Annotated in this window: 11 protein-coding genes and 1 other annotated feature; of the genes, 4 read left to right on the top strand and 7 right to left on the bottom strand. The window is 39.9% G+C overall.

Going from position 1 to position 13112, the window contains the following annotated elements; genetic code table 11:
- Positions 1-34 precede the first annotated feature (34 nt).
- Positions 35-1222: a PDZ domain-containing protein gene (locus MKY18_RS16060; protein ID WP_065097943.1), complete on the top strand. Its 1188-nt coding sequence runs from the start codon at positions 35-37 to the stop codon at positions 1220-1222.
- Between the two features lie 10 nt (positions 1223-1232).
- Here the strand turns inward: MKY18_RS16060 and MKY18_RS16055 are convergent, their stop codons facing one another.
- Complete coding sequence (locus MKY18_RS16055; RefSeq protein ID WP_185107795.1) at positions 1233-1598, bottom strand: winged helix-turn-helix transcriptional regulator; 366 nt, start codon at positions 1596-1598, stop codon at positions 1233-1235.
- 226 nt (positions 1599-1824) lie between these two features.
- Between MKY18_RS16055 and MKY18_RS16050 the strand changes: the two genes are divergently transcribed.
- Positions 1825-2499 (top strand): NAD(P)H-dependent oxidoreductase, encoded by a 675-nt coding sequence (locus MKY18_RS16050; protein WP_065097944.1) that lies wholly within the window; start codon positions 1825-1827, stop codon positions 2497-2499.
- Positions 2500-2589: 90 nt separating this feature from the next.
- Positions 2590-2814, top strand: a binding site (T-box leader).
- 75 nt (positions 2815-2889) lie between these two features.
- Complete coding sequence (locus MKY18_RS16045) at positions 2890-4239, top strand: amino acid permease (protein WP_003212968.1); 1350 nt, start codon at positions 2890-2892, stop codon at positions 4237-4239.
- A 212-nt stretch (positions 4240-4451) separates the two neighbouring features.
- Here the strand turns inward: MKY18_RS16045 and MKY18_RS16040 are convergent, their stop codons facing one another.
- From MKY18_RS16040 to MKY18_RS16015, 6 genes are all read right to left on the bottom strand, one after another.
- Positions 4452-5867, bottom strand: a complete 1416-nt coding sequence (locus tag MKY18_RS16040; protein ID WP_185107797.1) for an ATP-binding protein — start codon at positions 5865-5867, stop codon at positions 4452-4454.
- Positions 5864-6550, bottom strand: a complete 687-nt coding sequence (locus MKY18_RS16035) for a response regulator transcription factor (protein WP_113768125.1) — start codon at positions 6548-6550, stop codon at positions 5864-5866. The genes MKY18_RS16040 and MKY18_RS16035 overlap by 4 nt, the downstream gene beginning before the upstream one ends.
- Positions 6547-7530: a YncE family protein gene (locus MKY18_RS16030; protein ID WP_283923967.1), complete on the bottom strand. Its 984-nt coding sequence runs from the start codon at positions 7528-7530 to the stop codon at positions 6547-6549. Before MKY18_RS16030 ends, MKY18_RS16035 begins: the two co-directional genes overlap by 4 nt.
- Before the next feature lie 276 nt (positions 7531-7806).
- Entirely contained in the window at positions 7807-9141 is a 1335-nt protein-coding gene (locus MKY18_RS16025; RefSeq protein WP_065097948.1) for an MFS transporter, read from the bottom strand.
- Between the two features lie 42 nt (positions 9142-9183).
- Positions 9184-9756, bottom strand: a complete 573-nt coding sequence (locus tag MKY18_RS16020) for a TetR/AcrR family transcriptional regulator (RefSeq protein ID WP_065097949.1) — start codon at positions 9754-9756, stop codon at positions 9184-9186.
- 90 nt (positions 9757-9846) lie between these two features.
- The gene (locus MKY18_RS16015) at positions 9847-12378 is read right to left on the bottom strand and encodes a PEP/pyruvate-binding domain-containing protein (RefSeq protein WP_342497577.1); all 2532 of its coding nucleotides are present in this window, start codon (positions 12376-12378) and stop codon (positions 9847-9849) included.
- 284 nt (positions 12379-12662) lie between these two features.
- Here MKY18_RS16015 and MKY18_RS16010 point away from each other — a divergent pair, with 284 nt between their 5' ends.
- Positions 12663-12908, top strand: a complete 246-nt coding sequence (locus tag MKY18_RS16010) for a CsbA family protein (RefSeq protein WP_003212837.1) — start codon at positions 12663-12665, stop codon at positions 12906-12908.
- Positions 12909-13112 lie beyond the last annotated feature (204 nt).

Genomic DNA, 13112 nt, shown 5'->3' with positions numbered 1-13112 from the left:
AAGAGAAAATGCTTGACTTGGGCGGTGAACGATAATGAGCTCGGAGTGGATGGGAGCTGGATTAAAAGCGGTCGGTCTGTTTTTAATCCACCCTCTTTTTTATTTCATGATATTAATCAGCCTGTTACATGGCTACATCCGCGTAAAGCGGGAGAGAAAAGCGTTTCAAACAAGAATAGAAGATGTATACGATGAACTTAAATTTACATATTCAAAAGGATGGATTCTAGGAATTTGCCTATCCGTCATTTCAGTAGGCTTAGGGATTGCCCTCCCACCTGGATTCATCGTGCTGATTGCAGCGATGACCATCGTTTGCTCTTTATTCTTTAAGGCGAGTGCGCTTTCGTCTGCATACACACTCGGTTTCAGTTTTATTGCGGCACTAGGACTCATGTATTTCCAAGTGAGTCATTCATGGCTGCCGCAGCTCTCAATGATGAATGCATCAGCCGTTGTTATTCTGCTAGGTCTTTTATTAATGACCGAGGGGATTCTAGCCTATCGAACGGCGCATTTACGAACATCGCCTGCAATGGTGATGAGTGCGAGAGGACTTTTGATTGGCCAGCAGCGGGCAAACCGTCTGTGGCTTTTACCGCTTGTTTTGCTGATGCCGGCAGGTGAATTTACTTCTTCTCTGCCATGGTGGCCGGTGCTTCAAGTACACGATCAAAGCTTTTCATTTATTTTGATTCCATACATCATCGGTTTCGGGCAGCGGATTCAAGGATCGCTGCCAATTGTGAGCATTCAAATTACGGCACGGCGTATTCTCATACTTGGACTCGCTGTTGCTTTACTAGGTGCTGCAAGTATTTGGTTTACGCCGATTGCATGGGCAGCTGTATTAATAGCGATTGCCGGAAGAGCTTTCCTTTCATGGAAACAGAGAGTCAACGACAATGCGGCTCCATTCTACTTCTCTAAGCGTAATCAAGGGCTAATGGTGCTGGGAATCATTCCGAATACACCTGCAGCTGATTTAAAGCTTGAGATCGGAGAAGTCATTACAAAGGTGAATGGAATTGAAGTCAAAACCGTTTCGGAATTTTACGAAGCCCTTCAAACCAATCGTGCTCTGACAAAGCTTGAGATCATTGGCTTGAATGGTCAGACAAGGTTTGAGAAACGTGCTTCTTACGAAGGGGAGCATCATCAGCTTGGCATCCTGTTTGTGAAGGATGATCCACAGCAAGAATCAACGGCGATTTCATCATAAAAAAAAGCTGCTAGAGATGGCAGCTTTTTTCTTTTGGGCGCGCTTCTTTTCCATAGGATTGGCCCCATTCACGCATAGCGAAGATGATAGGCTTTAACGTATCTCCTAGAGAAGTGAGTGAATATTCGACACGAGGAGGGACCTCCTCATAGACTTCTCTGTGAACAACGCCGTCTTGTTCTAGCTCGCGCAATTGCAGCGTAAGAACACGCTGAGAAATTCTTGGCAGAAGCCGGCGTAATTCGTTGTATCGTTTTGGACCGCAAGTCAAATGATAAAGGATCACTCCTTTCCATTTTCCACCTATTACACTCGAGGTGGTTGAAACGGGACAGCCATGATTGACAATACTGACTGGATTGGATGGTGCACTCATTTTTACACTCCTTTCTAAGACGAAATGGGTGATAAACGAACATGATTGTAACTAACGAACAAAAATGTGCGTACTTGAATCAAAGGAAACTTTTCTTTTAACATAGAGGTATCACATCACACATTCGGGCTGTTTGTTTTCTTATCATAACAATTTCTATATGGAAATGGAAAGAAATTGGATTGATGAAACACACCCTAATCGTTCACTAGAAAGGATGAATACCATGAGAGACAAAGAGCAATTAAAAAAAGAAATCATAGAGGCGTTTGAATTCCGTCATGCGACAAAAGAGTTTGATCCGGCGAAAAAGATTCCAGAAGATGATTTTTCGTTCATTTTAGAAACAGGAAGACTTTCCCCAAGCTCTGTCGGATTTGAGCCTTGGAAGTTCCTCGTCGTTCAAAATGAAGCATTTAGAGAGAAATTAAAAGAATATACATGGGGTGCGCAAAAGCAGCTTCCAACTGCCAGCCATTTTGTGATCATTTTGGCAAGAACAGACGCCCGGTATGATTCACCATATGCAGAATACATCAACAAGGAAATCAAGGGAATGACAGACGAAACGTTTGAGATGGTAAAAGAACGCTACAAACAATTCCAAGAGAATGATCTTCATTTGATGGAAACTGACCGTACGCTCTTCGATTGGGCTTCCAAACAAACGTATATTGCCCTTGGAAATATGATGACAGCCGCGGCACAAATCGGCATTGATTCATGCCCTGTTGAGGGATTCAGCTACGATGAAATTCATCGTATGCTTGAGGAAGAAGGATTACTTGAAGATGGTCAGTACGACATCTCTGTCATGGCTGCCTTTGGGTATCGAGTCATTGAGCCAAAGCGCGGCAAAACGCGTCGTCCAATGGATGAAGTAGCCGTTTGGATTCGTTAAAAGAAAATGTCTGAAAAAGGCTGTTGACAATTGCGTGGTTAGTCAGTATATTTAAAAAATAAAATCTTTTATAAATAGACAAATTGACTATAAAACGCTTTGACTTGAGAATAGTAAATGAATATCCGTTTTCTAAGAGAGCTGCGGGTTGGTGCAACGCAGTAAAACGGATCATTGAACTCGCTCAAGGAGCGGCAAGACTGAATGAATAGTAAGTCTTTACGTGTGACCTCCGTTATCGGGTTTCAAGTTGGATTCAGCTATGTCTGAGTCAATAAGAGTGGTAACGCGGTTGCAAGGTCAGTCGTCTCTTCAAGGAGATGACTGGCCTTTTTATATGCTTTTATCTTATATTTGTCTGAAGATTCAAATTTAAAGGAGCTATAGAAAATGGAAAAGGAACATGTGCAGTTAAAACGAACAATGACGTCAAGGCATATCATGATGCTCGCACTTGGCGGAGCCATCGGTGCTGGTCTGTTTAAAGGAAGCAGTTCTGCCATTGATATCGCGGGTCCTGCTGTCATTTTGGCATATATGATTGGTGGTCTTATTTTATTATTTATTATGCAAGGACTTGCCGAAATGACGGTTGCACGACCTGGCGCTAGAACATTCCGTGATTTAATTGAACCTGTGTTAGGCAAATACCCCGCCTATTTCTTAGATTGGATCTATTGGAAAATGTGGGTGTTGAACATTGCAGCAGAAGCGATCGTTTCTGCAATCTTTATTCAGTACTGGTTCCCGCAAGTACCGATTTGGACACTTGTGTTAATCATTTCACTTGTTGTGACATTGATCAATGTTTGTTCAGTCAAAATGTTTGCTGAGACAGAGTACTGGTTAGCTTCTATTAAAATTGCTGTCATTCTTTTATTTATTATCATTGGGTTAACGATGCTGTTTGTCTCATTCGGACAGCATGCAGCACCGGGATTATCCAACTTAACCGAACACGGAGGATTTTTCCCGAATGGAACAGGCGGCTTAATTGCGGCAATGCTGGTGGTCGTGTATTCATATGGCGGAACTGAAATGATTGGGGTTACATTAGCAGAAACGAAAAACCCTGAAAAAGTCATCCCAAAAGCCATTCAAAGTACATTTGTACGAATCATCGGTTTTTATGTACTTCCGTTCTTCATCATCGTCAGCTTAATTCCTTGGAATCAAGTAAACAATGAACAAGTGAGCCCATTTGTCACGGTGTTTGCAACGATTGGTGTGCCATATGCAAGTGATATCATGAACGGGATTATTTTATTAGCGATCTTGTCTTCTATGAACTCTGGTCTGTATGCTTCTTCAAGGGTACTATTTACACAGGCAATGGATGGTCGTATATGGAAGGGCTTTTCGAAGCTGTCGAAACAGCAGGTGCCAGTCAGAGCGATTCTAGTATGTACATCTACTTTGTATGCAGCCGTATTAATCTCTCTTTTTGTAGGAAGTCAAACCTTTAATTATTTAATGGGATCTTTAAGCTACACGGTCTTATTCATTTGGTTTATTATTGCTGTCGGGCATCTAAAGTCTCGAAGCGTAGCAGCACCAGGAGGATATCGCGTCAAGCTGTATCCTTTCACAACATGGTTTTCTGTCATTGCGATCATTGCCATTTTTATTGGCGTAGTATCAACAACTCCGATTGTCCAAACCTTGGTCACAATGGGTATCTATCTCATCATCACGCTTTCTTTCTTCATCAATAGAAAGCGGTTTGAAACAGCTGTTTAATTTAAAAGCGTGCAGGACTTTTGAAGAAGGTCTCGCACGCTTTTTTTAATGCAGTTTTATTGTTTGAACGAAAGCAATCGACTATCCTTTTGAAAGGAATTGATGCATAAAAGTAGATGATCAAAAAGGGGCTGAAAATAGCTGTTCAAATTTAGGCGACTGATGCGTATATTTGGATGAAACGAATGACCTTACCTACAAAATCTAATTGGTTATATCGTATGCAGGTCTTCATCGATTGGAGTATTTGGCAGCTGGATGATGGCTGTCGTACCGTATCCTGGCTCAGATTGAATAACGAACGTGCCATGATGTTTTTTCATGATTTGATAGACAATAGCTAGTCCAAGGCCTGAGCCGCCATCTTTTCTCGTACGTGCCTTATTTACTCGGTAAAATCGCTCAGAAACATGTGGAAGGTCTTCTTTTGGAATGCCGTTGCCCTCATCTGTCACTCTCAATTCAGCTTTATGTTGGTGAACTAGTAATTCAATCGAGACCGATTTTCCAGAGGGAGTGTAATGAATGGCATTGTCCAGTAAATTACGAACCACTTGTTGCAGTCGATCGCTATCGCCATACACAATACAATCCTCATCAAGTGTCCGTTTCAGATAAATGCCCTTTTGATTAGCGATAAATGCCATTTGATCAAGAACGTCATGAATCAGCTGAGCAAAGACGATTGGCTCCATCGTTAGTGGATAAGAATCTCCTTCTAGCTGCGCAAGGTCTAAAAGATCGTGCACAAGCCGGCTTAAACGAGCGGCCTCATCCTGGATGATGTGCATTCCTTTTTTTTGATCAATAATCCCTTCTTCAATACCTTCAGCATATCCTTTCATATAACTTAGCGGAGTTCGAAGTTCGTGGGAGACATTCGCAAGAAATTTCCTGCGGTGCTGCTCAACTTTTTCAAGGGTAGAAGACAGTTTGTTAAAAGAGCGGCCCAGCTGGTTTAATTCATCTCCGTTTTTGGTCACAGCCATCCGTTTTGAAAAATCGCCAGATTCCATTTCCATTGCAATTTCTTTCATTTGATTAATTGTCCGAACGACTTTATTGGAGCTTTTATATCCGATAAAGAAAATCAGGAGCAGAATTAATAAAATGGATATGCCAAGTGTCAATCTGATTTGGACAAAGGGTTCATATACATCCGATAAGGGCATGGATAGAAAAATTGTCCCTGATAGCTCATCTTTGCTTGAGAAGACAGGGATGGCGATGCCAAGAATATCTTGATGAAACTGTGAGTGTTCTCTAATCAACACGACGGTTTCCCCTTGAAGGAGCTTTTGGCGTTCCTTGAACGTGATGAGGTTATCATTTGTGTTCGTATCAAAAGGAAGACCACTTGAAAGTTCCATTGGGTCATCTGTAAAAATAATGTTCGCCTGACTCGAGTCGTTAGCCCATTTTATTCTATCGGTAAAATACGTATCTTTCCCGTGTTGATGATAGATTTGTGCCAGCTTTTTACCTTGTAAACTTAAGGAATCAATCTGCTTATCAACATATAAGTGCTGGTATAAGTAATAGGTGAGGGCAAGAGCTGAGGCAGCAACGATTCCGGTCACTACAAGGATTAAGAAGAGCACTTTCTTTTTAATCGATAAAGGCTTCATTCTTCCTCCTCAAACTTATAGCCGACACCCCAAACGGTTTTTATATGCCGTTCCGCTCCCTTTAATTTCAGTCTCAGCGTTTTGATATGTGTATCGACTGTTCGTAAAGAGCCGCTAGTAGAATGTGATTCCCACAATTTTTGATAGAGCTGTTCTCGTGAAAACACTTGGCCTTGATTGAGTAAAAGAAACATGAGCAAATCGAATTCTCTTCTAGTTAAATTAATGGGCTCCTGATGGATATAGACTTGTCTACCATCCTGATCAATCTCCATGTCACCAAACTGTATGCGGCTGCGCTTTAGCGAAAGACCTCTAATTCGTCTCAAAGTTGTTTCAATTCTTGCTGCAAGCTCACGTAGACTGAAAGGCTTCATGATGTAGTCATCCGCACCAATTTCTAGGCCTCTAATTCGATCTTCCTCATAACTTCTAGCTGTTAAGAATAAGATGGGGATTTGAGAAGTTTGTCGAATACGCTGGCAGACTTCAAATCCATCCATATCAGGCATCATGATATCTAGTACTACAAGGTCAACAGGTTCTTTTTCAAGCTGACGTAAGGCATCCAATCCATTACTAGCTGTGATGATGTGAAAGCCTTGTCTTTTTAAGAAGGACCCGATTAACTCAAGCATATCGAACTCATCGTCTACGATTAAAATATGCATTTGTTCTTTCATTTCTTTTCCTCCAACACGATAGCATAAGGTCCTGATGGGACATTCAGTCGATTTTTCATCATGAATGTATGTTTATCGATAATTGATACTGAATTGTCATCTAAGTTACTCACATATATTGATGTGGTATCAGCGGTGATATAATTCGGATTTTGACCAGTTTCAACAGAAGCAAGCTGCTTATTCGTCTCTGTATCTACTTTGTATAGCGTATGATCTCCATGACAAAGTACATATAAAGTAGAAGAATTTTTCTCTGAAAAGAATGCAACAGGCATAACGCCTAGTTTTATTTCTCGCTGTTTTTTACCTGTTTGAGGGTCGTAAGCAAAAATGCTCTTATTTAAGGTGCCTGGTTTACCGTGACCACCGATCCAAATGGATTGTCCATCAAAATGAATACCAGAAGGTCGTTCAAGTACAGAGAACGTACGTATATGTTTTTCCTTCTCAATATCTATGACAGAGACAGTATGACTTTCTGCATTTAAAACAAATAAAGTACCTGACGGAGAAAGTGTCATAGAAGAAGGTAACTTTCCGGTCTTCACAGTTGCTTTTATTTTTTTACGCTGCGTATCAATAAAATAAACGACATTTTTCTGTGAATCCGCTGCAATTAAGGTGTGAGAAGCTGCATCATATGTAAGGGAAGTCAGCCCTTTATTCACATCCATATAATCTGTTGCTGTACCTTTTTTTAAATTAATTTCGATAAGCGATTCTCCTTCTTTACTAGTTGCGATGATGACGTCTTTGTTGATTTGGATAAGATCAGTGAGCGGATGTTTTAAATCAACGGAAGAGATCATTTTATTCTTTTGTAAATCAACTATTGAAAAGGAGGCTTTTTTTAATTGAGAGATGACCGCGATCAATTGAGAGCTGCCAGGTGGAGTAAACTGCTGGTCTTTTCCACAGCCTGACATGAATAACAATAGAGCTGATAAATAGATCAAAACATATTTTACACGTTCCATTCTTCCGCTCCTTTGCGTCCTCTATTTTCAAAAAGCATACCACAAAAATTGTGAAAAAAAATCGAAGTTATCAATGCTGAAAGAGTTGAAAAACAGATCTTAGGTGGATGAATGAGGACAATTCGATTTAAAGTTCCTTTTTTGTCTAGCCATATGGCTTTTTTTCCTCTTTAAAAAAGGATTTTCAATATTTGATTCCTGTGCCAGCTATAGCTTACAGTGATAAAAATAATGAAAACTCCCCCGCTCTAAATCGACATAGAGCGCAGGGAGTCATTAGGCAGAATGCCCAGATGATGGAGAGGTAGATTTCGTTTTGACGCGTTGGGATAAAAGGAAGCCGAGGATTCCTGCGCCCATTAATACAATAAATAAAGGTTGGAAACCACTCATGATACCAATCAAAGTCGACGAAATGATACTGCCAAAATATCGAAAGGTTGAGAAAATACCAGAGGCCGAACCAGATAAACTTTGATCAACAGCTGTTAAAGAAGCCATCTGCATACTGGTCATACCAATCCCTGATGAAATTCCACCTGCGACTAGTGTCACGATCAGCAGTGGTAAGGTTGGGTACTGACTCAGTGTAATTAACATGATGCCTGTTAAAGTAAGGCAGAGAAATGAAAAGCGAATCATTTTTTTCGCGCCTTTTTTAGGATGGAGTCTTGCGCCTAATAAACCGCTAAGAGACATACAAAGAGAAAATACCGATAGAATCATACCGCTTTGTGTATGAGAAAGGGCAAGTTGCTGTTCCATAAACAGCGGCATAATGAGAAGGATGGCATACATCACAAAATTACTTAGCATGATCGACAGATTCGCATTTGTAAATGAACTGTTTTTAAATAGGGATAAATCGATAATTGGATTCTTTACTTTCCGTACATGTTTAAAGAATAAAGGAATGACAATCAATGCTAGAATGCCATAAATTAAATATTCATTTAGTAGCTGGCTTTTTGTGCATAGAATGACTGTGGCAATTCCGATGGTTAAATACAATGAACCGATCATATCTACCCTTGCGTGTATGCGTGTATGCTTTATGTTTGGAATGAGTAAAACGCCGGTGACTAGTGTAAGAAATAGGAATGGGATATTCACTAAGAATATGGAATGCCAATCAAAACTCTGAATGAGAATCGATCCAAGAAAAGGCCCAAGTGCGGCACCAATACCAGCACCAAATCCAAAGTAACCCATTGTTTTAGACAGTTTTTCGGGTGAGACTGTTCCACGAATCAAAGCAATGCTATTCGGTGTTAAAATAGCCCCGCCAGCTGCTTGAATGGAGCGAAAAATGATGAGAAATGCTAGATTAGGTGCTAAAGCACAGCCAATCGAGCCGATTAAAAAGAGTGTCACTCCGGTTAAATACATGCGGCGGTGTCCGTATATATCTCCTAACTTACCAGCGATAGGCTGGGTGACCGCCATGACAATAAGATAAATCGTGACAACCCAAGTAATGTTTGAAATGGATTGATCATAATAAGTTGATATGGATGATAAAGCGACTGCGATCATCGTTGAGTTGACCGGAACTAGTATAGCTCCAAGTAACAAAGAATAGATGATCAAACTCTCTTTTTGCAATTTCAATGTGTGTATACCACCTTTTGGAAAAAAGAAGAATTCCACCCTTTAAGCGGGAGAAATTCCTCTCATGAAAATGTGTGTGTATGTCTCAATAAAATCATCTTTTTGTGTTAATACGAGCTGGAAGTCTTGCTCAAGCTGCTGAATAAAAAAACCGAAATACGTACTAATGAAAATGTCTGCATAAATGTCTTCTTTTCCATTTAAGAGATGATGCTGAGCACTCATCTTTTTGAAATATTGCATCAGCATTTCCCTTAGTTCTTGAGGATAAATTTTTTCATGACTAGTCAAATCTTTAAACATAGCCGGTTCTCGCATGCTGATATAAATAAATTCTTTTTTTGAAGTTAAATCTTCAAGGAAATATGAACCGAGAAACTTTAAATCGGTGTGTAAATCGCCTTTAAATTCTGCTTCTAAGGTTTTTGTCGGTGTTGATTTCATTTTCATAATGGCAGCAATGACGCCGCGTTTGTTTTTAAAGTTGCGGAAAATAGTCGCTTCACTGACATTCGCTTTTGTGGCTATTTCTTTGGTTGTGGTTTTTTGATAGCCCTTTTCAGTTAATAAATCCATTGTTGCGCGAATGATTCGTTGATTTGTAGATTTTAACAAGCATACTCACCTCAGGTCATGAATGTGTTTGCAACAAAGTAAGTATACCGATAAAACCTATGACCGCCAATATGATCCAAAATGATAAAGTTAGGCACGTGCATGCTGTTTTAATATCTGAATGCGTCCATTGCTTCCATCTACTGTCACAAGGTCACCGGATTGAAGTGTTTCAGTCGCTATTCGGGTACCTAGGACAGCTGGCATCATATACTCTCTAGCAATAATAGCTGAATGAGACAAAATGCCTCCAGCATCGGTTATGACTGCTTTTGCATCTCTAAATAAGCTCGTCCATAAAGGTGTGGTTGTTTTGCAAACTAAAATATCATCCTTTTGAAATTGTGAGAATTCCTCAGCACATGTAATGACTTTTACTCTTCCAGAAACAATACCGCTAGATGCGCCAATTCCATAGATCATATCGCTTGTGTTGTTTTCATTTTCTCTTAATGAACCGAGCATTCTTTCTACTTGCTGCAATTCAGATTCAGTTGGGGTGCCCATATAAGCTGGTGGCTGAATGGCTTCATTTTCTTTCATGTCAATTTTTCTTTGTGCGATGACCGTATCAAATGTTGTAGACGTTGTGAGCGCTGTGTGTACCTCCTCATCGTAGAGATACCATAGATCTTCTTGATGAGGAATCGCTCCTTTTTGTACAAGAAGTTCACCAATTTTTAATAGATATACCCTGGCTTTAGCATCTAACATGGCATCAATGTAGAAGTGGTGATCGTCACGGATATTAGCGGCCTGTAGAGCAAATTGATAAAGTGTCTCAAATTTCGTTTTAAACGCTTCATCCTTCACTTGGCTCATAAAATGTTCATATGTCTCTTGTCTTTTGATGACGGCTTGTGCAAATTCTTCATCAAAATCACATTGGTGTTGAATGTTGTTTCTGATGATATCTAGTATAAACTCAGGGTTTTCCGCCCATGTCTCCTCCGTAAGATCATGACTTTTAACAGATCGCCAGCCATAGACTTGAAGAAATTCCTCTAATTCCGAAATGAAGTGTCTGCCTTTTTCCGATTGAGTGAGTGCATCAAGCAGCTCTGGGTTCTTTTCATGCTTCATAAACGCTTGATGAAGTTCAGTATCTTGAAGGACACTCTTTGCAAAATCAGATAGCTTCTTGTCTGTTTCAAGAGATTTGTTCATCACGCCTATCATCATCTCATGCAGCAGGATCACTTGTGATTGATCACCAGTATACGTCACAAGCATGTCTTCAATCATAGTCGATAAAATGACTTGAGGTATGACAATATCAAAATGATCATCGTATGCTTGTATATAAAAAGTCTTTAATTTTTCGAAGCCGACGATGGCGTCTTCAATGGTCATCGGTTCCTTCATTTGGCGATCGAGTTTTTCATAAAAGGGAAAGAAATTTTTCTCTAAAATCTCATACATACGTTCACTTAAATGTGGAAATAACTCAAATATGCTCTCATCAAAAACTGGTGCAGTTTCTGCACTCGCTTCAGGCAGGGACGGTGATGAATACAGGTGACCTCTATAAAGCTTGATATCTTTAATATTCAGATCAGGCACTTGATATTTTTCACCATTTTTCTTCATACCGCTTTTTAATGCTGGGATGATCAGACTTGAAAAGAGAGGACTTGTTGGGCCCGGCATATGATCGTCCATTGAGATCCAGAAATCCTGCAGCTCGTCTGGCTGCATTTGAAAAGAAGCGCCCGCTGTCTCATCTGCTGCTTTTGAGAGGGCTGTAGTAATCGGCCTGGCTTGAAGTAAATAAAATGTGCCATTTGCTATTCCAAATTCGATATCGACGCTATGACCATAAAGTGCTTCTACTTGTTTGGTGATTTGCGTGATTTCTACTAATTGGTCATCATTCAGGCAAAACTGACCAGCCATTTCCTCAGTTACTGATTGTTCAATGACACCTTCTTGATAAGGTACAATTTGCAGTTCTTTCGTTCCAAGTGATTTTTCAATAGAAAGTGTCTCTTTGTCTACAATAAATGTGTCTGGTGTCACAATCCCGGAGACGATTGCTTCTCCTAGTCCGTAGCTTGCTGTGAGCATCATTTCATTTGTTTTTCCTGTTACGGGATTTTCACTAAAGATGACACCGGAGACGTCAGAATGGATCAATCCTTGAACGACAACAGCCATGAGCGGCATCTCTTCCTCGTTTTCACCCATCTCTTCCTTATATTCTGTCACTCTCGCTTCAAAATAAGAAGACCAGCATTCTTTGACAGCTTGTAAGAATTCTTCATTTGTTTTGATATTTAAATAGGTCTCGTACTGTCCTGCAAATGAGGCGCCTTCGAGATCTTCAGCAACAGAAGAGGATCGAACTGCAACTGAGGGATAAGTCTTCCGCAATGATTGAAAGGACGAAAGGAGTTCTGCTTCCATTTGAGAAGGGAACGATGCTTTTTTGATTTTGTCAGCAAGGTTTTGTTCAGTTTGGTGCAGGTTGTGATATGAAAGAAAGCTTGAAAAGCTGTTGGTTTTGATAATAAATCCATCTGGGACTGGCAGGCCGTGATTGTTTAATTTGATTAAATTCAGGCCTTTTGCCCCTGCGAGTGCTGCGGATTCTTCAGCCGCATGAAATAAAACTGAATACATGGGAATGCCCCCTTATCCAAATAGCCAATGGTTTGTCTATCTCTCTATTGTTTTTAAAATGATAGTGCGCACTATCATTTTAATCATAGGATTTATTGGATGTTACTGTCAAAGACGGAAAGACCTATCTTTACAAAGGGGACATTCTCACTAATTTCCTTCTATATCTATAACAAAAGTCTCCGAACAGAAAGAAAAATAGGTGAAATTGAAAACTGTGAATTGTTCAATATGCCAATCTTTACTATAATCAAGGGAGTAGACCAAGAAGAGGGAGGGTTTATGTGATTACAAAAGCCATATTTGCACTTGTTTTTCCTTTCCTGCTCGTTATTTTATTTTCAAAGGTTACTTATAATCATTATGTGGGCATTGCATTAACAGCAGCGCTTTTATTTGCCTCGTACATGAAGGGCTATACAGAAACCTACTTTATTGTGGGATTAGATATCATTTCTTTAGTAGCTGGGGCATTATATATGGCTAAAAAAGAAATTGAAAAGAGAGAAAAGGCTGAAAAAAATCATTGATATCATCATCAAGAGCGTGTTAGGCAGAAAGATGACGTTTTATAAGCTGTGCTTACGAATTATAGTGAGTGCAGCTTTCTTTTTGTGCTCTTTTTCTGCTCATCGAATATCTCTCACCGAAATGTTCCATACTGAAAGGAAGGTTTTCGCAAGAGGGTTATTTGGTATTGAAGAGAGGGTATGACTGTATTGGAAATAAAAATC

The organism is Bacillus sp. FSL R7-0672 (assembly GCF_038601465.1).
Taxonomy (GTDB): domain Bacteria; phylum Bacillota; class Bacilli; order Bacillales; family Bacillaceae; genus Bacillus; species Bacillus pumilus.
The sequence above is the reverse complement of the archived record's forward strand: the minus strand, read 5'-3'. Positions and strand labels throughout refer to the sequence as shown.